Genomic DNA, 24,492 nt, shown 5'->3' with positions numbered 1-24,492 from the left:
TGAACGGATAGTTACTTTAATGTGGTGCAGACATTACCGATGCTTCAGCGAATGGTTTAAGCTCTGATCTCAGTTCCTCGATCACATTTACAAACTTGTCAGCTACCAGCTGGAAACCTGCATTTGTAGGATGGATCTCATCATACCAGCTACCCCGCTCAACGATCTCCCTTACGTTGATATAATACACCACACCAGGAAATGCCGCTGCAACCTTTTCAAGCCGCTTGTTAAATTCATCCACCATAAAACGGATCAGTGATTCCCGTACCGTTTGCTGATGAATATTCTTACGGATCATGTACTTGCCCAGCCAGCTGGTTTTACGTGGATACAGGTCCGTATCAACCGGGATAATATAATCATAACTGTGCACCAGCATCCGGAGGTTCGGATACCTGTTATGCAGTTCCGTGAACATGTCCGTATACCATGTTTCCAGACGGTCGAGCTTGTCAAAGAACGTCTTGTTCAGGTAACGGGCAGGTGTGATATCGTCTTCCGCAGGTGTATCTCTTAATGAGTGCTGGAACTGTTCCCCGAGGATGTCATTACCTCCGCCGCTCACTACGAAGATCTGCGCTTCTTCCTCTTTGATCGCATCCAGGTATTCCCTTTTCTTCATATAATTTTCCAGCGTATCCCCTGCTTCCGCAAAACTGCGGATAGCATAGAGCTTATACAGATGATCAATTGTATCTAATACACGGATAGGATACTGGAACCAGGAATCACCTTCAGCTACGATCCGTAATCTGTCAGTATTCTTCAAACGTTTGTACAACCTTCTGCGCTGACGGCTTTCTATGGCATTAGCTGCCCATAGTATGACATCGCCCCATAAACCTTTTTCGCCTTCCGGCACTTTGATCTCAGGTTTCAGCTTCAGCCTTGTGGGTTGTCCGTTCTCGTCTGGTACGAGGTCATAGTACAGGCCAGCGGCATAGTACGATGTCTCATCATATTCCATCAGCTCTTTCAGCGTCTTGCGATCTATAACGTTAAAGTCCGGATTGTTGAAGACAAGGTATAATGTCTGGGTGATCCAGCCTTTGAATTCTGCAGGTTCCTCATCCTCCATGATAGCCCCTTTGGACACTTCTGTTTTACCCCTCAATATTCTCTTCTCACGATCAGACAATACATATGGCGCAGGCAAGTTATTCAGAGAAAGCGCCTTGACATTGAATTCGTCTGTGCTCACTATCAGCTTCAGCGTTTCCATGCTCAGCGGCCAGTTATACTCTCTCACAAATTCATCCTGCCGGATGCTGATCCTGTCCTTACCCTTTCTGGCCATGATCAGTTCTTTACCAGGTTCCAGCAACCAGGGTGATTGCGACAGATACTCCAGGTAACTGCTGAACTGAATACCCAGGTACAGGGCTGCTACATATACCGGCTGGTTAGTGGTATTGGTGAGTTTTATTTCCATCGCACCTTCCCACAAACCTTGTCCCTGCTCAAAATTAAAGGTGGCAGTACCGCTACTGGTATTGATCTTTTCTTTTCCTCCGTCAGGATAGATCCGTGATACGTCGATCTGTACAGGGTTTTCCGGGAAGCCTTCCGGAATGGAACTGTTCTGCAGATGTTTGATAAAGTGCCATTGAGAGATGTGCTTGAGAGTCTCCACAAGCTCAACATCTCCTTTGTCTTTCAACAGGTCGAGCGGACGCACCACCGGACGATAGGGATCATTGGCCCTGGTAATGACAGCCTCTCCTCCCCTGATATGCAGTGTATAATCCGCACTGCGCCCATTCTCTGCAGCGGCAGACTGGAACTCAAAATGCCCGCCGGCTTTGCTTTCTATGCTGTCCAGCAACTCGGCCATTTCAGCGGGGTTACCGTTGCTGTTGTCCAGCTCCAGTAAGATCTTTCCGCTCATCAATCCTTCAGCAAAGGCTTTATGGGCCTTATCAGGATCAGGAGTACCATCAATGGTGATGCTGCTGTAATCGATGAAAACATTGTCTATCCGGGCAGTCCATTTCTGATTAACATCAGCGGCATTTACGACTGTTACTTTTATGTTTTTGTCTACACCATGAATAGCACCGATATTCAATTGCCAGCCTTTCGGGTTGTAAGTAGCTTCAGCAATGGTGATATTGTCTGTGAGACTACGGTTCAGGAAACCGGTGAACAACAGCCTGTCTGTATCGCCGGACACATAGATCCGTGGCGTCTGTTCAAAACTGAACCGCAGGTATTGCCTGATCCTGCTACTCAGGTCATTGTAAGACACATTGCCTGTACAGGCGTCCAGTGCGCCTAGTAGTTTCTTTGTGAACACACCTTCCCCGTTTACTTCAACAGCCGACTGGTTACTTTCACAGGCCGCCATTTGTATATGGATGCCTTCGGGTAAAAATTCGTCCACCTTCTTATCTGCGATGTCCGCTTCTTTGATCTCATTGCTGAATATAAACTCACTCCATTCACGTTGAGGGAAAGCACCTGAGTAGCGGGTATTATCGTAGATCATACGTTTGGTCACCTTATCCTTCTTAAAGGCCGCATTGATCAGCTGACCACGGGTATTATCCCCCGAATGACAACAGTCGAAGATCACTACAATGTGTGCCCCTGTCTTTTCATATAACTTACCGATCAGGTAACGGAGCTCCTTGTCGGTCAGCAGGAACTCTGCCGCCTTTGAAGTACCTCCGTCATAACATACGATCGCTTCCAGTTTACCATCTGTCTCATTCCACATAGGCGCAGCGTCTTCCTGGGTACCATGACCGGAGAAATAGAACAATACGGTGTCGTCTTTCTTTGCCAGTCCGCAGTGCTCTTCAAATGCCTTTACCACATTCGCCCTTGTTACTTCGGAGTCTGTGATCTTTTTGATCTTACAATCGAACACAGTGCGGTTCTTCAGATAGTCTTCCACTTGTTGCAGGTCATGCAGGCAACCGCTTAACTTACGGACCTGGTCATATTCATTGATACCCGCCAGCAGTGCATATACTTTTCCGCTGGATGGTGTTACCTGTTTAGCACTGCTTTCTTCGAAATCATTGGGGTTATAACCTTCATTGTCGCTGGCTTCCGGAGCGCCTTCTTCCGTACTGCTTTCTTCAACAAACTGAGCAGCGATCCCGCCTTCAGTGGTCAGTCCGATAGATAACTCACGGGCTGCGAAATTCAGTGAACGGACAGTGGCGGCAGGCGTAAACTCTGTAGCGGTCACCCCATTGATCAGCGCTGGCCAGTCGAACGCCGGGCCGATGTCCCATTTTCCCGAAGGGCGGTAGTTAACGTGGGAAACGATGCCCTTGAATGTGAGCACATCATTGGTAGTAATGTATCTTTTATCTTCCGGCAGGAACTGACGCGGGATGTTGTACTTAGCCGTCAGGTAGCGGAGCAGTATAACAGTGCTTTCCACTTGTTCCGGTGTATAGGAAGCATAATAGGACTGTTCCCGGAAAGGTTTGTCGATCTTCAGGTAGGCGGCAGTATTGCTTAAGGAGCAATATTCATCAACAGGACCGGGCTTACCGTTCTGTGGCGCACGTGAGTAGATGGTTTCCAGGTTGCCGTCACGCGGTACCAGGTATGCATAGTTGGACAGCTCGATGCCGATGGTCGCCTTGTCCTGCGCATTCTGAGTACCCTGGTTGCCCACGCCGGCACCGATGTGGCCTGACCAGTTAGCCGATGGAAATAGCTGGTAAATAGTGCCGTCCCTGGCAATTACAAAAGCTACCGAAACATGCCTTCCCTGCGTGGTCAGGCTTTGCATGTCGGACCTGAGATTCCCGGCCGTAAAATGCAATACTATCCGCTCTTTTGTATGAGTGGCAGGATAGAAATAATCGCTACGGTTTGGTTTGTACAGTTGCCCTTTCAGGATCAGCTGTTCATTGGGGACCTGCAAGGAGAATGGCGTAAGGAATGGAGCCGCTTCACTCTTGAAACGAGCCTCGATCTGGGGTAAGGAGTCGTATCTCATGTAGAGGTTAAATTTAATATTGGGGTATGTATGATAGTTAATTGCTGATACTTATCTCAAAGCTATTCTGATCTGTTAACGTGTGATGATCTGTTTAAAAATGATTCTCCAACCGACAACAAAAGACGTTTGTCCATTCCAAATATATGAATTTAAGTTCAGAATCAGTGGTTTACCTTCCTTTTCTCGCGAGGGTGTTATAGATGTGGCTGTATAATTATTTTCCCCATTTTCGTCTACAAGTCCACAACAACATATTATTTACGCTTCAATACTTAATTATTCCAGAGATATAATGATGTGGTATATAACGAGATTTCCTGAAAACCTGAAACAAGCAGGATTTTAGTGGTAAAAGCTATTATTAATTCTCTTAAAAAATTCTCAGTCATGAAAAAGCATCTTTTAACAATCGGCTTACTGATCGTGGCTGGTGGGTTTGTTTACTTCCAGAACACACCGACACCATCTTATGCGGCTAAGACCGCTTCCGGTCAGGAATATACAAATTATAGCGAATCATTCAGGCAGGATACAACTCCGCGTACTGACACTTCAAAACATAAGATGAAGAAACATAAAATGAAAAAAGACAGCACATGGCGTAAAGACAGCATACCCCAATAAGCGCTGACTAGCATAAAGGCCTCCTTCGTTAAACGGGGAGGCTTTTCTCTTTATCACTTATCCCATGCGTTTCGTCACATTTGTTCCATCCACGTTCTCTTCTTCGCTAGTATTGCTGTCAAATTGATTGCTACTATGAAACGCATATTTTTCCTCGCAGCCATATTGCTAAGCGGCATGCTTTCCATTGCACAAAACCGGCTGGGGAAATTAAACATCTACTTTAATAACATTGCGCGGGAGAAAAACATGAACGGGAATATACTCCTAGCAGAAAATGGACGTGCCATATACCGCCGGTCTTTCGGCTATTCAGACTTTACTTCCGCCACTGAAAATGACGTTAACGTACATTATAATCTCGCCTCGATATCTAAAGTTTTCACAGCCACAGCCATTCTTCAGTTAAATGAAAAAGGAAAGGTCCATCTGGAAGATACGCTCCGGCATTATTTCCCTGACTTTCCTTATCCTGGTATCACCATCAGGCATTTACTCACGCATACATCCGGCCTGCCCGACCTTGAATTGTATGAACCGCTTGTTAAAAAGTTTCCGGACACTATCATTACGAATGATATTATCATTCCCGTATTAAGACGGGAGAACAGGCCGCTTTATTTTCATCCCGGCGATAAGTTCAGTTACTGCAATACCAATTATTCATTACTGGCGATGCTTGTGGAGAAACTCAGCGGGCTTTCATTTCGTGACTATCTGCATACATATATTTTCGAACCAGCAGGCATGCTGGAGACCTATTATGCAAAAACGTCGTACCAGGATACTTACCAGGGAGTAGTTACACCACATGTGAAAGCGTTGTATTATGACACTGCCTACACTTCTGCCTTTAAGGTAAAACGGTATCGTTATACCAGTTACAATAACAGTGCTGCTACCGGAGCATCCAATATTGTCACCACTATAAGTGACCTGCAGTTGTTCGACCAGGCTTTTTTTGATGGTAAATTATTAAATGCAGCAGCAATTGAAGAAGCGCTGACACCTGTCAGACTTAACAGTGGAGAAACTTACTGGGAGCATATGGATACGATGCTTGGAGAAGGGAAAGGCAGTTATGGTCTTGGTTGGGAGATCTTTGACCAACCAGGCTTTGGTAAGTCCGTGGGACATGGAGGTTTCAATTTCGGCCTGGCTACCTTCTATTTCAGGAATATCAGCAGGAAACAAACAATCATTGCCTTTGACAATGTAGCAGGACCATCCTTTGGGAACATTGTGACATCCGCCTTTTATATGATGAATGATCAGCCGCCAATGCTATTGAAAAAGAAAACATCTCTTGTCAGGTTATTTGCTGCAACCATGATACAACGTGGTATAGATAATGCTATCAGTGGTCTTACTGCATTTAAAAGCGACACCAATAACTACTATTTCAGCGAGCGTGAAATGAACCAGCTTGGTTATGAGTTCCTTTATTTCTCTCCTGTTCCCGAACATCTGCAATTAGCTATAGAGACCTTTAAGATCAATATGCTTTTATTTCCAGGCAGCTATAATGCTTATGATAGTTATGCGGAGGCTTTATCAAAGGCGGGCAAGCGCCAGGAGGCCATCCTTATGTATCAGAAGTCCATTGAGTTGAACCCGGACAACCAGGGAGGTATAAAGGCCCTGAAACAGCTTCTCAGCCGGCTGTAACAGGTCCGCCCTTGCTGTGAATAGTGTGGCTGCAAACAGCCACACTATTTCTTTTATATTATCGGTTGTTCAGTTCTGCTATCATTGCCAGCACATCTGCGCCCGATACAGGCACCAGATTAAATGCGACAGGAGAATAGTTTGTACCTGGTGCAGGTGCACCAATTACAACATCCTTTAACTGAGCATAAAACTGCCCGTTCAATGCTGTAACGGCCAGGAACGTTCCCTGCTGTCCAATAGGAACGATATTCTGGTAGCTCAGGAACCCTTTGAATCCGGTAGGCGCATCCAGGATAATGTTATAAAATTTGATAACGGAATTGATATTTCTCGGTTTGAAGAACAGCATGCTTGGCTGTTCGGGAGAAGAATTCGGGGTATCGTCATTGAAGATATTGAAATAACCCAGTACGGTTGTTCTTGGTCCGGTTACACTATTGAAGGCGTCACAGTTCCTCCAGCTAATGAGATCAGACAACTGGAAGTCCAATGTACCTGTTGTGGAGTTAAACAATGCATAAGCAGACGACTGGTTCCAGTCCACACCCGGATTCTGGGCCACAGGTTGTGTTACAGTCACAGACTGGTTCTGATAGTCATAACCGCTAAAGGTGGTAAACACAGTAGTGTCTCCCTGCCACATGGGAACACGTTGCTGCGGACGGTTATCTCCTCTTACAACAACCTGCACGGTAACAGGTGCTGCCAGTACGAGGTCGGCACCGGCTTCTGTAGCGCGTACAAAGAACTCACCATAAGAAACCAGGTAATCGCCTGCATTGGCGGTAGGTCTGTCAGACAATACAAAATCTTTAGGACTTAATACTTCTTTCACTGCAACGGTTACAGGGCCGGTAGGAAATGAACCGTCTCTTCTACGAAACGCTTGTGCAGGAATAGTGTACGTGGTACCATTCTGGGTCCTGATCGTGTTCCTTTCTTTGGGCTGAATAGTGAAAAACTGTGATTTAGGCGCTTCTTTTTTTAGAAGGTCTGCTAACAACTTAGCATCTTTACTAGGTTCTAATGCGGCGGCAGCTGCGGTTCCGGTGGGTTTCAACTTTTCTCCTGCGGATTGTTTTTTACAGGAAGCAAAACCACCAGCAATAGCAATTAGCAAAGCGAGTGCTTTGACAGAAAGGCTTCTCATGATTATCAGTTTTTATAGTTAGGAAATTTCCGGGGGCATTGGGTTATTACATATAGGTATCTACTTTATACAATAATAGGCACAAGGATATGAAATTCAACCGCACTACATAAAACAAAGGCTGTCAGCCATAAGACGGACAGCCTTTAATAAAGTAATATTATAACCTCATAAGACTTCTTTACACTATCTATATGCAGAGAAATTGCTGCATAGCTTCTTTCTTATAATCAGTAAAGCTTCTGCCGGAAAAGTTCTTAAAGAATTTACTGAAGTGTGCGATGTCGTCGAAGCCAAGACTATACGCAATCTCTTTCATGCTTGAACCGGAATAGGTGGCTTGTCTTTTCGCTTCCAGCACTACACGCTGACGGATGTGATGACTTGCAGGAAAGCCGGACACCTTCTTAACCATTTCATTCAAATGATTAGGTGTTACAGCCAGTTCGTCGGCATATTCCGCTACCAGTTTATACACCATGTATTTCTTCTCAACTGTGGAGAAGAACTTATTGACCAGCGCTTTGTTACCCTGCCTCGCCGGAGGCACCGTTACGGGTCTGTACTGACGGGTAAGATAGATCATGAAGATATTCAGTAAGCCTCTCAGTATTTCAGAACGTAACAGGAAAAAATTGTCAAATTCCTTCAGCATTTTTATCACCAGGTCTTCCATCTCGGTCCGTACTTCTTCGCTAAGAGAGATAACCGTGCTGCCAGACAACTGGTGAGAAGAATTGGAATGAAAGATCAATCCGGCATTTTCTTTCGGCATCAGCAGGAATTCATGGCTGAATGTGATTACATAACCCTTTATATTCTTATTGGGTTTAAACATATGCAGCTGTCCCGGGGTAAGGCAATATACCTCGTTCGGGGCCGCTTCATGTTGTTCATTATCTACCCAATAATGGCCTCCGCCCTCCAATACCCATATCAGCTCAAAACTGTTATGCTGATGGGGCTCACTATTCACAAAATGGCTTCCACCGGATCTATCTTCCAATTTATAGATCTCAAATGATAAATTGGTCTTCTCCCCCTGAAGGGAAGCATGTCCTGCACTGGGAGTTAAAGCGGGTTGCGTACTGCAACAATGAATAGTCTTTGGCATATGTGTGGTTAATAATGGTTCCTAATGTGATGGCGCTTTTTCGTCATCCTGGAAAAACAAAACACATACCACAGACATAACTGATTGATAAATAGCCAATTGATATTTTTCCACCATTTGTCAATTAACTATATTTAGTGATTTCACTGTTTTTCTTCGTTTTATTTAACGAATAACGGTCGTTGTTCCTCGCCGAACAGACCTTCGTGAACGTCGCACCTTAAATCTTCCATATATTCCCGCTTTAAGGCGAGATTTCGCTTACGAAACGGTGATATAACGAAATATCGTGGTTATGGCCTTCCCGGAAATATCATAAACAGATGATTATCAACAATAATCAATCAGGCATATAATTAGTCATAGTGAGACATAAAGCCACTGTTTTATGAAGTTTCCGGAATACAACCCCTTGCTAAGACCAGACGGCGCGGATGCTACGCTGCCATTCAGGATCCATCCCCTCCGCCTTCAGCGGACAGAAATGGCAGAGCATAATGCGTTCCCTCATAAGCAGAACTATATTGAGATCATCTGGATCACTAAAGGAAGCGGCACCCTTATTATGGACATGGAGAAGTTCACGTTACAGCCTAACAGTATCTTCTGTGTTACACCAGGACAACTGCATCAACTGAAGCACGATGAACAAACGGAAGGATATGTATTATCATTCACGGATTCGTTCCTGCATATGGGTGAACAAGAGTTTGACCTGATGTATAACTCGGGTCTTTTCCAGGCGCTGTCGCGTTCAGCAGGCATCAGACTAGATGCTGATATTGCCTGTGAGATGCAGGAAATCGCGATGAAAATGCAAAAGGAAAGTAATAACGTATATCTGTTCCGGACAGAAATGTTGCGGCGTTATCTGAAGATATTCCTGATCTATATTACAAGGCAACTTCAAAGTCCTTTACAAACTATTATACAAACGAGGAACCTGGAGTTGGCGGAGAAGTTCAAATCATTGGTAGAAGAGCATTTTAAGACACATAGAAAAGTAGCGGACTATGCGAAGCTGCTGGCAGTAACACCTAATTATCTGAATGAGATCATTAAGAAGATCACGGCTTATCCTGCCAGTTATCATATCCGTCAGCGCATTATACTGGAAGCAAAACGAAGAGTGGTATACTCCGACGAATGTATGAAGGAAGTGGCCTGGTACCTGGGCTTTTCAGACATTGCACACTTCAGCAAGTTCTTTAAAAATGCAACGGGTACAACCTTTACTGACTTCAGAAAAGAATGTGTAGTGATCAGTGTTGGCTAGCTGTCAGTAAGGATAAATGCAGTCCATGATTAATACAAATGAAACCACGAATCGTGCATTGCTACAGAACGTATGTTTTTTCATCTTTGCATTGTTATCAACAAGATATCGGATCATCAGCGAAAAATTAAACCTGATATTTTTATCAAGTTGGCATTGGTTACCAAACGGCTGTTTCTCTCCAGAAACAGCTTTTTTTTTATAATTGACAATAAAAATAAATAGCGCCACTGGGTTGTGGCGCTATTGGGTTACAAACATTTATCTACCTATTACAACTGTCTTTGATCAATTAAACTATTTCCAGCCACCACCCAGGCTTCTGTACAATTCAACAGAAGCGCTCAGCTGCTGACGGGTGATATCAGCCTGTGTCAGCGAAGCTTCGAGAGATCTGCCTTGTGCAGTCACCACTTCCAGGTAGTTGGCCATACCGCTCCGGAAAAGCATTCTTGCCTGTATCACTGCCAGCTGCAACGTACTCACCTGATCGGATGCTATCTGTTGCTGTGCTTTCAGTTTATCCAGTTTCACAAGAGAGTTAGACACCTCTCCTATTGCGTCCAGGGCTATCTGTCTGAACCTGATCACTGCCTCTTCACGTTGTACCTTCGCTACTTCCAGATTGGCTTTTAACTGTCCGCGCTGAAACAACGGTTGTGCAATACCACCTGCCACCGTACCAAACAGTGAAGCAGGCAATGTAAACCAGTCGCTCGCTTTGAAGGCATTCACACCACCACTCGCTGTGATATTCAATGATGGGTACATACTGGCCTGCGCTACGCCTACTTGTGCATTAGCTGCTACCAGTGCCATCTCCTGCGCCTTTACGTCCGGCCGGTTACTGATCAATGCTGCCGGTACACCTGTTGGCAACAGCTCACGCAATGGTGTGCCTGTCAGTGTAGTATTATACACGATAGTACCTGGCAGTTCACCCGCCAGTATGCGAAGTGTATTCTGTTCAATGGCCTTTGCCTGCTCCAGTTGCGGGATCAGCAATGCCGCTGTCTGCCTTTGTGCAATAGCCTGTTGTACACCCAGCTCTGTCGCTTCACCGGCAGCCTTTTGCAGGCGTATCATTTGTACAATGGTATCGCTCAAGGCAACATTGCTCCTGGCAATTTCCAGTTGTGCATCAAGCATCAGCAGGTTGTAGTAACTGTTAGCAATATCAGCTACCAGTCCTGTTTGTACGGCATGCATGCCTTCGTACGTTTCCAGGTAACTGGCCAGTGCCGCTTCCTTACGGCGCCTGATCTTTCCCCATACATCAATCTCCCATGACAGTCCCGCGCTGACGGTATAGTCTTCGATATGACTGGTACCCAGGAATACGTTCAGACTGGTACCATTTAAACTGTTCTTAGAAGGGATGGAAGTAGACGCTGTCGCCTGGAGGTCCACAGCAGGCAGCCAGCCTAGTTTCGCCTGTTTCAGGTATGCCTGTGCCGTTTCTATTCTTTTCAATGCCAGCTGCAGATCATAGTTCCCGCTTAGCGCCCTTCCTATTAATCCCTGCAGCGTAGTATCTGCAAAAAATTGTTTCCATTCTATTGTTGCTATACTGCTATCTGCCGCCGTGTTACCCGCAACGGCCGTATCGCTGTATTGAGCTGGCAACGCGACTACAGGCCGTTCATAATTACGGCCGACCCGGCACGCTGCAAACCCTGCAACTATAAAGAAAGAGACGATTAGAATCCTTATATATTTTAGTGTCATCCTGTTTTTCTTTATGCTTTAATATTAAGTGCGCTTATACAGTTCCATCTGCTGATAGTTCGGCAGCTGCAGCCTTCTGCTGCGGTGTTCCGCTGATCTTCTCCTGCAGATACTGGAAAACGATGAACAACACCGGAATTGCAAAAACACCCAGTATCACGCCTGTCAGCATACCGCCGGCAGCACCCGTACTGATGGAACGGTTTCCTAATGCTGAAGAACCTGTTGCACGCATCAGCGGCGTTAAGCCTGCCACGAATGCGAAGGACGTCATGAGGATAGGACGTAAACGCAAGCGTGATGCTTCCAGTGCCGCCGCCAGCAGTCCCATACCATTACGGCGTCGCTGCACGGCGTACTCCACGATCAGGATCGCATTCTTCGCCAGCAACCCTATCAGCATGATCAGCCCCACCTGTACATAGATATTGTTATCAATACCAAACAGGTTAATGAACAGGAACACACCGAAGATACCCAGCGGGATAGACAGTATTACAGAGAATGGCAGGATATAACTTTCATACTGTGCTGACAGCAGGAAGTATACGAAGACAAGACATAACAGGAAGATGATACCTGCCTGTCCGCCCGCCGCGATCTCCTCTTTTGTCATACCCACCCACTCATAAGAATATCCTCTTGGCAGGTATTGCGCAGCTACTTCCTCTACAGCTTTGATCGCATCGCCCGAACTGTAACCTGGTTTAGGCTGCCCGTTGATGGTCACCGCGTTAAAGAGGTTGTTACGGGTCACTGTTTCAGGGCCATATACCCTTTCCAGTTTTACCACCGCATTCACCGGTACCATCTCACCTGCATTGTTCTTCACATAGATCTCATCCAGTGATGCTGGTGCTGCACGGGAAGGCGCTTCCGCCTGTACGATCACACGATAGTATTTACCAAAGCGGTTGAAGTCGGACGCAAATGTGCTACCGTAATACACCTGCATTGTTTGCAGGATATCCGATACAGATACACCTAACTGTTTGGCCTTCGATTCATCGATCTCCAGGTCGTATTGCGGGTTACCTGCATTGAAAGTGGTAAATGCAAAAGCGATCTCCTTACGTTTCATCAGTTCACCGATGAAGCCATAGGCTGTATTTGCCAGCTTATCTAACGGACCGCCTGCACGGTCCTGCAAGATCACTTCAAAACCATCCACGTTACTGAAACCGGGTACAGTCGGCATGTTGAACATAAAGATGTTCGCCTCGGGAATACCGGCCAGTCTTCCCTGCATCATATTCATCACATCCTTCAGGTCTTTATGCTGTCCGCGGGCCTCATGTTTTTTAAGCTTCACGAAACCTACCGCATAGGCCGAACTACTGGAGTTCGTCAAGAGGTTGAAACCCGTCACACTCAGGTAAGTGCTCACAGCTTCCATCGCCTTCATTTCCTTCTCTACTTTGTTCACGACTTCCTGCGTACGTTGCAGGGAACTACCCGGAGGCATAGTTACGGAGTATACCACGAAACCGTTGTCTTCTCCGGGAATGAAACCGGTAGGCGTTCTTTTCACTAACCAGATCGTCACGCCCAACACCAGCGCCAATAAACCGATAGGTATCCATTTACGTCTTACCAGGAAACGGACACTGTTGATATATTTATTGGTCACTGCTTCAAAGCCCGTATTAAAAGCCTTGAAGAAACGGCTGCCGAACCCTTTGGTATAAGCAGCACCATGTACATCTTTAGCGTGATTATTCTTCAACAGCAGCGCACATAACGCAGGGCTTAAGGTCAACGCGTTCAATGCGGAGATAAGGATCGCGATGGCCAGCGTAAAGGCGAACTGCCGGTAGAACACACCTGCAGGTCCCTGCATGAAGCCCACCGGAATGAACACGGCCGCCATTACCAGGGTGATAGATATAATAGCGCCGGAGATCTCCTGCATACTGGTGATCGTGGCCACACGCGGCGACATATTAATATGCTCCATCTTTGTATGGACGGCTTCGACGACCACAATGGCGTCATCCACCACAATACCAATGGCCAGTACCAGCGCAAACAATGTCAGCAGGTTGATCGTAAAGCCGAACAGCTGCATAAAGAAAAAGGTACCAATAATTGCTACAGGTACTGCAATAGCAGGGATCAGCGTAGAGCGGAAGTCCTGCAGGAAGATGAACACGACGATAAATACCAGTATGAAGGCTTCTATGAGCGTGTGTTTTACCTGGTCGATAGATTCATCCAGGTATTCTTTGGTGCTATAGATATTAAAGTATTCTACACCTCTTGGAAAGAGGCCTGACGCCTTTTCCATCAGTTCATTCACCTGGGTCTGGATCTCGTTCGCATTTGAACCGGCAGTCTGGTATATTGCCATACCGATACCATGTTTGCCGTTCACCTGTGTATCATTGTTATAAGTAAACGAACCAAATTCAACACGGGCCACATCTTTCAACCTCAGTAGTGAACCGTCTGCATTTGCCTTCAGCACAATGTCTTCGTATTGTGCGTTCTCGTTACGTTTACCTTTATATTTTATCACATACTCGAATGCTTCCTTACTGCTTTCGCCAAAGCGTCCGGGAGCGGCTTCGAGGTTCTGTTCCCTGATAGCGGCCAGTACATCCTGCGGAGACAGATTGTTGGCGGCAAGACGGTCGGGACGTAGCCATATACGCATGGAATAGTCTTTACCACCAAACACCATCGCCTGTCCTACTCCGGTTACACGCTGTATTTCCGGGATGATGTTGATCTTCGCATAGTTCTGCAGGAATTTCTCATCGTATTCTTCCTGGTCGCTGACCAGGTTCACCACCATGATCATACTGTTCTGCTGTTTCTGTGTGGTGATCCCCGCATTCACAACTTCCACCGGAAGCAGGCTGGTAGCCTTTGAAACGCGGTTCTGCACATTCACGGCAGCCAGATCGGGATCAGTGCCCAGTTTGAAGTAGACGGTCAGCGTCATGGAGCCGTCGTTATTGGAAGTGGAGGTCATGTAGGTCATGTTCTCCACACCGTTCACGGCTTCTTCAATGGGTGTAGCCACAGAGCGGGCTACGACTTCTGCGTTCGCACCAGGGTAAGCGGCAATAACAGCTACGCTGGGCGGCGCGATATCAGGAAACTGTGTAACGGGCAAGGTAGCCAGGGACAATAATCCCAGTAACACCAGGATGATGGAAACCACCGTTGCCAGTACAGGTCTTTCTATGAATTTTCTTAACATAATCTTGTTGCATTAGTTGTTTATCCGGATGTCTGAAACGTAGCGATCCTGTGCGGCCTATACGGCCGTCATAGGGGGATACGTTGCCTGCCTGTAGTCAATTAAAGGGGTCTTACCTTCAGCAGACTATCCAGAGACATTGGTTGTGGTTGTATAACAACGCCATCGCGAAGACGGTCTAACCCGGTATAGACAATACCTTCTCCGGGAGCGATACCTTTTTCCACGAAATAATAAGCGTTATTCTTACCAGATACCCTGATAGGTTTGCTGACTACTTTATTGCTGTCGCCAACGGTGAAGACAAATACTTTGTCCTGCAGTTCAAAAGTAGCTTCCTGTGGCACCACTAATGCGGCGGGGAAGGATTCGGACAGCTTCACCTTACCGGTATTACCGGAACGCAGTAAACCGTTAGGGTTAGGGAATACAGCGCGGAAGCTGATAGCACCCATTGTCTTATCGAACTGGCCTTCCATGGTTTCAATACGGCCTTTCTCAGGATAGACTGAATTATCGGGCATTACCAGTTCAACAGGAGGTAATTGTTTTACCTTGTCTGCGATGGTAGCACCTTTTATCTTGTCTTTAAACTGCAGGAAATCCACTTCACTCATAGAGAAGTAAGCGTATACTTCGTGCACATCGGATAACATGGTGAGTGCCTGTGTTTCACTACGGCCCACAAGGCTACCTATCTTATAAGGAATACGGCCGATGTACCCGGTAACCGGTGCAGTAATTAAGGTATATCCCAGGCTGATACGCGCGTTGCTGACACCTGCCTGTGCCTGCGCTACATTGGCTTTTGCGGCCTGAAGAGCAGCTACGGCGGTTTTCAGTTGTACATCAGAGACTACATTATTGTCAACCAATGGCGTGATCCTGGATACTTCCACCGCAGCTTTTTCCTCGTTGGCCTGAGCGGCAGCCAGGCTGGCGGACGCATTGCTTAATTGTTCGCGGTAAGGACGGTCGTTGATACGGAATAACGGCTGACCTGCTTTTACATAAGCACCTTCATCAACGAAGATCTTATCGAGGTAACCGTCAACCTGTGCGCGGATCTCCACATTCACTTTACCCTCCAGTGAAGCATTAAACTCACGGTAAGTGGTAGCAGGCAATGCAACGGCTTTGAACACCGGCAGTGCAGCGGGAGGAGGCGCACCATCTGATCTGGCGGAAGAAGAGGCACAACCTGATAATACTGCCATAACCATTAAGCTATAGAGAAAGCCAGCGGGCTTTTGTTTGTAAATGATCTGAAATAAGTGGTTCATACGATTTGTTTTTCTTGATTATTGACAATAGCGGTCCAGACTGTAATCTTTATTGGCGATTTCAGATACATCGTGGAGCTACGGGCAAATCTTGCCTAGCCCTTTCCGAGGTTGGAGGAAAGGAAATATAGTTGTCGCGTAGTTCGCACTACGGGGTAGATTTACGCTTAACTTAATGACTAATAAAAACTGCTAAGAGAATTGGTTCCTGGCGATTAGCAGATAGAGACACTGAACTTCATGAGCTTTCGGTTTTAGTTTGACGGTTGCTAAAACATTAATCCTATCAATGCACAAAAATAGAACGTATGAAAAAGAAAATCGTTTAACAAATTACGGTATTAGTTGTACTTTTCCCGGATGCTTCTCTGAAAAGAGGCAGGAGTTGCACCCGTGTGTTTCTTAAAAAAGCGGTTAAAATAGCCGTCGTCTTCAAAATTAAGCTGCCCTGCTATTTCCTTAATGCTATGTTCCCCCCAGTACAGTAACCGTTTTGCTTCAGTTATACGTTTCTCATCAATGATCTGTTTTGCTGTTTTTCCCATGGCTGATTTGATGGTATCATTCAGATGCCCCGGTGTTACAAACATCATATCTGCATAATGTGCTACCTGTGTTTTGTCCTTATAATGCAGGTCAGACAGCTCGTTAAACTGTCTTACAATGCGGTTAGGCAGGGTATCTGACTGAATAGAGGCTATATCCAGTTGCGGTAATCTGGCGGTTGCTGCCATCAGTGATTTCAACTGACTGCGGATGATCAGTTCACTGAGTGGCTGCGGATTTTCCGTTTCCCTCAACATCAAGCGGGCAAAGCCCATCAACTCTTTTAACTGGCCATCGGTCAGTTCAACTATTGCCTGTTCAAATACACAGGCCCAGCAGATCATGCCACTGGCGGATGTTTCAGGTATCAGGAACTCGGGGGAGAAAGAGATGTTGACAATTTCTGACAGGCTATCACCGCTATGCTGATGTATCTGGTCTGGCGATAACATGATCAGCGCCGGTGCTTTCACGGTGTATTTATCAAAGTCAATATATTGTACGCTTTCTCCTGACAACAATAGGGTGAGGCTGTAATTCGAGCGTCTGTGCGGCTCTGTCAGATCTCCCGGTTGTACAAGGTATGTGGTGCGATCTATATGGAATCCTTTCACAGGATTATCTGGCCTGTTAACGTCGGCATAGTTGTAAACGGGTATCAATACATTATTCCTCATAACACTTGACGGTTTGTTATTAATAATGGTTCACTACAGTAAATAAGGTGATCAGGCAGATCAGGATCTGATTAGACTATTTGATCGGACAGAAGCAGGTGGTAACAAGTAGTATTAACGTATAGTACAATATGGCCGTACAAAAGTATAAATTCCACTCACATGTTGTAATGATTCTTTGAACTTTAATTTAGAGCTTGATAATTTATTCTATACGATCCGTGCTACTTTTCAATGCCATATTTAATTAGCCGGCTAAGTAAATATGGTTAAAAAAAGGAAAAATGACCCTATTCTTCCTCTTCGATGTTCTCTAACACCTGCATTAGTAATCTCCTGAGCAATACCTTCTCTTCCGTGCTCATATTTTTGACGATCTGTTGTTCCAGCTTATTCCAGGTAGTATCTATGATCTTAGTTGCGGCTTCCGTCCCCTTTTCCGTCAGTTTCACCCTAACCACCCGCTGATCGGAACAGCATTTCTCCTTCGTGAGGAAACCGTTCTTTTCTAACCGCTCGGCCATTCTTGTCACTGTTGCCGGGGTAACGTCCAGATTTTCCGTGAGTTCATTCATCGTCATCGCTCCTCCGCATAATACCTGGGCCAGGAAATGTTCCTGTCCTGCGTGGAGGTTATAGGCAGCCAGCATCTGGTTGCCCTTATTCCTATGCACCTTACAGATCTGCACAAGCAAATGGCTGATGGTACTACACATCATCGGTCTGTTCATGGGTCAAATATAATAATTAGCCGGCTAAATAAAAGTAAATTATCTTTTTGCATGTCTTTTTATTTTCATACATGCTTCTTAAAAAGGCTCAATGTGTATTATCTGTTCCTAAAATAACCTGTGCTTTTATTAATTGTCAATATATTTGAAATCTAAATATGTCCTAATACCTGTACTTATGACTGAAAGAATTGCCTGCTTACTTGCAGCAATAGTGTTACTCTTCTCCTATTGTAAAAAAGACGCTCAACCAGAAAAAGTGACTTTAACGGCTGACCAGCCCGACTTAAGCCTGTTCGGTCTGGCCGGATCAACCACCTCATTCAACCTCCAGACGCAAGGCGGCTGGCAGATCATTAGCACCGAAGACTGGGTCACCACTGACGTGTCTTCCGGTACAGGAGATGCCCTAATAACGGTAAAGGCGTCTATGACAAACACAACAACTACCTACAGGACCGCTACATTGATCGTTAAATCGACCTCGGACACCTCGATCCACCCTGTCAATATTACCGTAGTACAACAAGCGGTGGAGATCAATATTTCACCTGCGAAGTTTTCAGGCGGGTCATGGTTTGACTATTGGGATAATGCTGTTAAAACAAAAGATGGCGGTTTTATTATGACCGGTATGGTCGGGTCTGAAGGTCCCGGTCTCTCTCTGAAAGGCGGAAGCGACATATGGGTTATTAAGACAGATGCAAATGGCGGTTTAGTATGGCAGAAGGCATTTGGTGGCAGGGGGCAGGATATCGGCCGTAGGGTTATAGAAATGGAGGATGGAGGTTATGCAGTAGTGGGAACTGTTGAAGAAAGTTCTGACGGAGATATTTCTGCCATTCATGGTTTGAATGACGCCGCGATCATCCGGTTGGATGCTTCCGGCAATATAATATGGAAGAAGGTATGGGGAGGAAGCCGGAACGAACAAGCCTACGCGCTGGCAGAAACAGCAGATGGGGGCTTCATCGTATCAGGAAGCAGTGAGAGTAATGACGGAGACATGGCGGGACAATTGAAAGGCCCATCTGATATATGGCTCTTATCGCTTGACAAAGATGGTAATTCAAGGTGGCAGAAAACTGTTGGAGGTATGAGTGGAGAAGACCGCACAAGCATTATAAAGACTACTCAGAATACTTATCTGTTGCTGGGGCTTACCGCAAGTAACGACGGAGAGTTTGCCAGTGACGTCACCAACAATTATTACCACGCATTTATAAGAGAAATTGATGCTAATGGCAATAAGTTAATGCATGTTAATTACGCCGGGTCACAATTTGGCTGGCTTACAAGTGGTGTACAAACTGCTGATGGCGGCTTCATACTCGCCGGTAGTAATGAAAGTCATGATGGCGATTTTATTTCCAATCGTGGCGGCCGTGACGCATGGCTGCTTAAAATAGACCGGAGAGGTAATAAAATATGGCAAAAACTGCTGGGCGGCTCTTCTTCAGACCAGGCTTATTCTGTGAGAATTGTTGATAATGGTTATCTCGTATTGGCCGACTCCTGGAGCGAAAACAGGGACGTGAAGACTAACCTGGGAGATAATGATCTATGGGTATTCCAGGTTGATGATAAGGGAGCTATTCAGTGGCAAAAATCATTCGGAGGCACCGGGTCCGACAATGGTTGTGACATCTTTTACAATGCTGATAAAACCATCACTGTCCTGGGTACTTTTGAGAGTAACGACGAGAACTGTAAGGGCAATCCTGGCAGTTATAGTCCGGCAGTGTTCCAACTCACGGTACGCTAGAACTGTATCATAAAACAAAAAAGGGAAAGCGGTCGCTTTCCCTTTTTATAACTACTTCGTAGCCGGTTCTTTTGGCCGTTCTTTTACCAGCACCAGGTCTGACATGAGAACGTTCATCGGGATATTCCCCAGCTTCACGATACCACGTTTGTCACGGATCTCAATGAGTTTACCTACCTGACCGTTACTCTTTATTTTTACCTGGTCGCCCAGTTTAAGGTCACTTCCTACTACTTCCAGGAACCGCTCCTGCACCTTCTTCTCAAAACGCTCATTGATCGCCTTTTCCTTTTTACGGAATAAGAGTGCTTCCGCCTGTTTGAGCACTTTCTGCTTATCGTCGGTACGCTTCCACTCTATCACGATCTGTTTCATCTTGCGTTCCATGTCCTTCAGGTATTGCAGCTCCTCTTCCTTGATCTTGTTCTGAAGCTTCAGCGTAGTGAACTGCTGCGTCTTCCTTTCTTTATCGGAGAGGATCTCGTATTCCCGCTTGAGTTTTTCATTCTCCTTCAGGAGGATTTTCAGTTCCTTTTCCTTCGCCTCTATCTTCTGCAGGTCCTGTTCGGCCTTATTTAACAGTTTATCCAGCTGGAAATGCCCTTCATCTACGAGGTTCTTGGCACGGGATATCAGCGAAGGATTTAGCCCGATACGCTGTGCGATAGAGAACGTATAAGAACTACCCGGTTTGCCTACGATGAGTTTGTACATAGGCAGCAGGTTTTCTTCGTCAAAGCCCATCGCACCGTTAATGATACCCCTCACCTTATTGGCCATGATCTTCAGGTTGAGGTAGTGGGTGGTGACAATACCGAAGGCATGTTTTTTGGCCATTTCCTCCATGATCACTTCTGCGAAGGCGCCCCCGAGATTGGGGTCGGAACCGCTTCCCAATTCATCTATAAAGAACAAGGTTTTACCATTGGCTTCTTCCATGAAGTACTTCATGTTCTTCAGGTGTGAGCTGTATGTACTCAACTCAAATTCCAGGGACTGCGTGTCACCGATGTGGATCATCAGCTGGCGGAAAATACCAAGTTGTGAACTGGGATGTACCGGCACCAGCAGGCCTGCCTGTAACATGAGCTGGATCAATCCCACTGTTTTCATGGTCACCGTTTTACCGCCGGCGTTAGGACCACTGATCACCAGGATATGACTGTCCTTATCCAGGGTCAGGTTTACCGGGATAGTCGGTTTCTTGTTGCGGCGGTTATACAATAACAACAGCGGGTGATATGCTTCCTGGAGGTGCAGCTGTGCATGCGGTGAAAGCATGGGATAATTACCATCCATATCCAGCGCCAGCTTAGCTTTTGCTCTGATGAAGTCGTATAACCCCAGGATCTCGTGATAATTGTTAAGCAGTTGTGCATGCTGGCTGAGGGCTGCTGTCAACGTGCGCAGGATCTTGTAAACCTCCTTGCTTTCCTCTCTTTCGAGGGACATGACGTCGTTGTTCAGCTCTATCGTTTCTTCCGGCTCTATGAAGGTAGTACGGCGGGTATCAGACTCCCCGTGCTGGATACCTTTCACCATACGTTTGTTTTCCGCGTAGATGGCTACTACCCTTCTGCCGTTCAGGAACGCCTCTTCCGTGTCGGCCAGGTAACCCAGTTTGCTGAGTTTACTGAGGCAACGGTCGAACGCACGACGCAGTTCATTCCTTTTACGGAAGAGGTTCATACGGATCTTAGCCAGTTCGGGTGTGGCGTTATCGCGTACGTCGCCGTTTTCGTCCAGCACATCGTCGATCAGGGCGGTGATCTTCTTTTCATAATGGGTATGCGTGATCACGCTGAACAAGCCGGCATACTGTACCCGCCTGTCGTGATCAAAGAAACGTACAATACTGTGCATGCTTTCTGCAAGCTTGCGCAAGAGCATAATCTGTTCACCGCTGAGTACTGCACCCTGGATGCCGAGCATCCGGAGTTCATTTTTCAGGTTCAGTACATAATCGTTTGGGAAATGCTCCTGCAGCAAAGTAAGCTGCTTGTATTCATGTGCCTGTTGCAGGGCCGTTCTTACATAGTCAATGTGGGTGTGCAAACGCAGGTCATCTGCCATTTGTTTACCCAACTCCGTTTTACAATGCTCCTTTAACAAAGCCTGTACCTTGTCAAATTCCAGCTGTACCAGTGCTGAATCGGGAAAATATTTCATCTTACTTATCCATACAAAGCCTGTAAACCCTTTGTTTACAGACGGTTAAAATTGGCTGATGCCGTTCCGTACCTTATACGGTCTGGCAAAAGGAATGTTAAAGTTACTTAACTTGGTGATCTAATCCGTCAATCTTATCGTAATTTAACTTGTTGGGGTGTCTGAGCCCTTGACATTAATGCCACATTCAACATTTTAAATCATGCGAAGATACTCATTATTAAGCTGTTTACTGGCACTAACTATCAGTGCCTGTGCACAGGGCGGAAAATCAAAAGACAAAGTACCAGGAGATATGGAAGTCAGCAACAATGTTAAAACTGAGAAGGCTACATTTGGCGGTGGCTGTTTCTGGTGTACAGAGGCCCAGTTTCAGTACCTGGATGGGGTGACTAAAGTGGAATCCGGCTATGCCGGCGGCACCGTCGCTAATCCCACATACGAACAGGTAAGCTCCGGCACTACCGGTCATGCGGAAGTGATCCAGGTAACCTACGATCCTGCGAAGATCACTTATGAAGAACTGTTACAGGCGTTCTGGCAAAGCCACGACCCTACCCAGTTGAACAGACAGGGTAACGATGTAGGCCCACAGTACAGGTCTGTTATTCTCTATCACAATGAAGAGCAGCATAAACTGGCCGAATTGTATAAAGAGAAACTGCAACAGTCAGGCGCGTATGATAAACCGGTAGTAACTGAAATAGCACCGATGACGGCTTTCTATAAAGCGGAGGACTATCATCAGAACTATTACAATGAGAATGGCTCTCAACCTTACTGCCACTTTGTGATTCAGCCTAAGCTGGAAAAATTCAAGAAAGTATTTAAGGATAAGTTAAAGAAGAACTAACTTACTGTAATACAACATTTTCACAAAGCGAATGACTTATCCCGGTCATTCGCTTTGTGCTTTTATGCCTATTCCCTTCGGTTACATATTTAAAAATAAAGGTATATTGCAGCAGGACAAGCTACGTATCCCGCAAACTGTTAAGCTCTATATACCTATTACCCATGAAATACGAACAATCCGTGGCTGCGAATATCTCCGAGCAGGAGAAGGCTTTTCGCACCTTTATCGGCAACGACCCTGCACTGAGTTATTTCCTCGAAACGGGCTCTATGCGTAAAAACGCTAAATTCTCTAAAGAAGAGATCTATAAGGACCCTGCATTCCTGGCATTCATTTCCCCTTATTTTCAGGATGTCTATGTAAAGGCTATCTTAAGGGCATTCGATCTGAAAGATACAAACCTGATGAGCGACGTGGCAGTGAACCCTATCCTGCTGGACGACGCGCATAAAACACAGGCTTTTGATCAGATCCGAAGGTACCTGGAGGAAATGAAGGGGAAACTGGTTTCACTCAACAACAGACTGCAGCTTGGAGGCTCCGTTACCATTACCGAACTGTCAGAACATGCCGGTATAATGGTTATTGCCAACCTGAACTATCTCCCTCTTGAGTTCCAGGACTTCCGTTCCGGCTATGGCAAAGAGATATTCAAAGTGGTACGCTGGCTGGTAAGCAGGAATTTCTCCGCAGCATTGAATATTGCCACTGACCTGCGTCAGCTGAAATGTGATGCGCAGACAACATATGATAATGATGCTTTGTATCAGACCCTGGAAAATGCAAGTCAAAAGTCAAGTGCTGCACAAGGTGTAACCGGCGGTAGCGGTAGTAACAGTGGGGCTATATGGGGTATCATTGGTTTCATTCTTATTATCATTAAGTTGATACTGATGTTTTCAAACTAAGATCTGATTTCCCGATAAAACGAAAGCTGACTGAAACGCATTATTGCTTTCAGTCAGCTTCATATACTTTATAACCCATGCAATACGAACAAACCCTCACTGCCAGCATATCCGAACATGAGAAGACATTCCGCACCGCTATCAGCAATGACCCTGTGCTGCTCCACTTCCTTCAGGCGGGGACTATGGGCAGTGGTGAAAGATTTGCCAAGCAGGCAATCTACAGGGAGGCTGCATTTGTGACATTTATCTCTCCTTATTTTCAGGATGCATATGTTAAAGCCACCATCAGCGCGCTTGATCTGAAAGATACAAACCTGATGAGTGACGTAGCGGCGAATCCTATCCTGCTGGATTACCAACACAGACAACAGGCCTTTGATCAGATCCTTGTTTACCTGGAAGAAAAGAAAGCAAAACTGGCCTCACTGCATTATAAAATAGTAATGCATGAGCCAATGGACTTTATGGAGCTGCCTGATTTTACCAATATAATGACAATCACTAACCTAAATTATCTGCCCGGTGAGTTCCTGGACTTCCGTACCGCTTATGCGGAAGTGGCCCTAAAGGTGATAAAATCTATCGCTAACCGGGAGATAAAGATGTCATTAAATATGAACACCAACCTGCGTGAACTGATCGTCGACATTCAAATGTTAAATGAAATCACTGAGTTCTACAAGGTGATCAGCGGTGCGAACAACGAACAAAGTGCGATGGAATGTGAACGGGCCCATCGCTGGCACCGGCACCACAGGCGCTCTCATTCGGATTGGGATTGGGATTTCTGATCGCTGTTTTATCTTAGATACG

General features: G+C 45.9%; 16 protein-coding genes. 7 read left to right on the top strand and 9 right to left on the bottom strand.

Annotation, left to right across the window (positions count from 1 at the left end; genetic code table 11):
• Positions 1–16: 16 nt before the first annotated feature.
• Complete coding sequence (locus tag C7475_RS29240) at positions 17–3,967, bottom strand: caspase family protein (RefSeq protein ID WP_110056979.1); 3,951 nt, start codon at positions 3,965–3,967, stop codon at positions 17–19.
• Positions 3,968–4,357: 390 nt separating this feature from the next.
• Between C7475_RS29240 and C7475_RS29235 the strand changes: the two genes are divergently transcribed.
• Both C7475_RS29235 and C7475_RS29230 read left to right on the top strand, forming a co-directional pair.
• Complete coding sequence (locus tag C7475_RS29235) at positions 4,358–4,594, top strand: hypothetical protein (RefSeq protein WP_110056978.1); 237 nt, start codon at positions 4,358–4,360, stop codon at positions 4,592–4,594.
• 135 nt (positions 4,595–4,729) lie between these two features.
• Entirely contained in the window at positions 4,730–6,262 is a 1,533-nt protein-coding gene (locus C7475_RS29230) for a serine hydrolase domain-containing protein (protein WP_110056977.1), read from the top strand.
• 58 nt (positions 6,263–6,320) lie between these two features.
• On the opposite strand, the gene C7475_RS29225 is transcribed toward C7475_RS29230, so the two are convergent.
• Both C7475_RS29225 and C7475_RS29220 read right to left on the bottom strand, forming a co-directional pair.
• Entirely contained in the window at positions 6,321–7,415 is a 1,095-nt protein-coding gene (locus C7475_RS29225; RefSeq protein WP_110056976.1) for a hypothetical protein, read from the bottom strand.
• Between the two features lie 190 nt (positions 7,416–7,605).
• Entirely contained in the window at positions 7,606–8,529 is a 924-nt protein-coding gene (locus tag C7475_RS29220; protein WP_110056975.1) for a helix-turn-helix transcriptional regulator, read from the bottom strand.
• Between the two features lie 388 nt (positions 8,530–8,917).
• Between C7475_RS29220 and C7475_RS29215 the strand changes: the two genes are divergently transcribed.
• Positions 8,918–9,805, top strand: a complete 888-nt coding sequence (locus C7475_RS29215) for an AraC family transcriptional regulator (RefSeq protein WP_110056974.1) — start codon at positions 8,918–8,920, stop codon at positions 9,803–9,805.
• Between the two features lie 297 nt (positions 9,806–10,102).
• Here C7475_RS29215 and C7475_RS29205 read toward each other — a convergent pair whose 3' ends face one another.
• The 5 genes from C7475_RS29205 to C7475_RS29185 all read right to left on the bottom strand — a co-directional run bounded on the left by C7475_RS29205 (position 10,103) and on the right by C7475_RS29185 (position 17,978).
• Entirely contained in the window at positions 10,103–11,533 is a 1,431-nt protein-coding gene (locus C7475_RS29205; protein WP_110056972.1) for an efflux transporter outer membrane subunit, read from the bottom strand.
• A 34-nt stretch (positions 11,534–11,567) separates the two neighbouring features.
• Positions 11,568–14,741, bottom strand: coding sequence for an efflux RND transporter permease subunit (locus C7475_RS29200; protein ID WP_110056971.1), 3,174 nt, complete (start codon positions 14,739–14,741; stop codon positions 11,568–11,570).
• A gap of 101 nt (positions 14,742–14,842) precedes the next feature.
• Positions 14,843–16,024, bottom strand: coding sequence for an efflux RND transporter periplasmic adaptor subunit (locus C7475_RS29195; RefSeq protein WP_110056970.1), 1,182 nt, complete (start codon positions 16,022–16,024; stop codon positions 14,843–14,845).
• A gap of 341 nt (positions 16,025–16,365) precedes the next feature.
• Entirely contained in the window at positions 16,366–17,247 is an 882-nt protein-coding gene (locus tag C7475_RS29190; RefSeq protein WP_110056969.1) for a helix-turn-helix domain-containing protein, read from the bottom strand.
• Positions 17,248–17,537: 290 nt separating this feature from the next.
• A complete protein-coding gene (locus C7475_RS29185) occupies positions 17,538–17,978 on the bottom strand; it encodes a MarR family winged helix-turn-helix transcriptional regulator (protein WP_110056968.1) in 441 nt (146 codons plus the stop codon).
• 178 nt (positions 17,979–18,156) lie between these two features.
• On the opposite strand from C7475_RS29185, the gene C7475_RS29180 reads away from it, so the two are divergent.
• A complete protein-coding gene (locus C7475_RS29180; RefSeq protein ID WP_110056967.1) occupies positions 18,157–19,743 on the top strand; it encodes a BACON domain-containing protein in 1,587 nt (528 codons plus the stop codon).
• 51 nt (positions 19,744–19,794) lie between these two features.
• Here C7475_RS29180 and C7475_RS29175 read toward each other — a convergent pair whose 3' ends face one another.
• Positions 19,795–21,912: an endonuclease MutS2 gene (locus C7475_RS29175; RefSeq protein ID WP_110056966.1), complete on the bottom strand. Its 2,118-nt coding sequence runs from the start codon at positions 21,910–21,912 to the stop codon at positions 19,795–19,797.
• 202 nt (positions 21,913–22,114) lie between these two features.
• Between C7475_RS29175 and msrA the strand changes: the two genes are divergently transcribed.
• The 3 genes from msrA (at position 22,115) to C7475_RS29160 (ending at position 24,470) form a co-directional block, all read left to right on the top strand.
• On the top strand, positions 22,115–22,765 hold the full coding sequence (gene msrA / locus C7475_RS29170; RefSeq protein WP_370445446.1) for a peptide-methionine (S)-S-oxide reductase MsrA: 651 nt from the start codon (positions 22,115–22,117) through the stop codon (positions 22,763–22,765).
• 164 nt (positions 22,766–22,929) lie between these two features.
• Positions 22,930–23,676 carry a hypothetical protein gene (locus C7475_RS29165; protein WP_110056965.1) on the top strand — a complete coding sequence of 249 codons (747 nt, stop codon included), beginning with the start codon at positions 22,930–22,932 and terminating at the stop codon, positions 23,674–23,676.
• Between the two features lie 77 nt (positions 23,677–23,753).
• Positions 23,754–24,470, top strand: coding sequence for a hypothetical protein (locus C7475_RS29160; RefSeq protein ID WP_110056964.1), 717 nt, complete (start codon positions 23,754–23,756; stop codon positions 24,468–24,470).
• Positions 24,471–24,492 lie beyond the last annotated feature (22 nt).

This window comes from Chitinophaga sp. S165 (genome assembly GCF_003182155.1).
GTDB lineage: Bacteria > Bacteroidota > Bacteroidia > Chitinophagales > Chitinophagaceae > Chitinophaga.
Note: the sequence above shows the minus strand (reverse complement) of the source record. Positions and strands in the feature narration are given on the sequence as shown.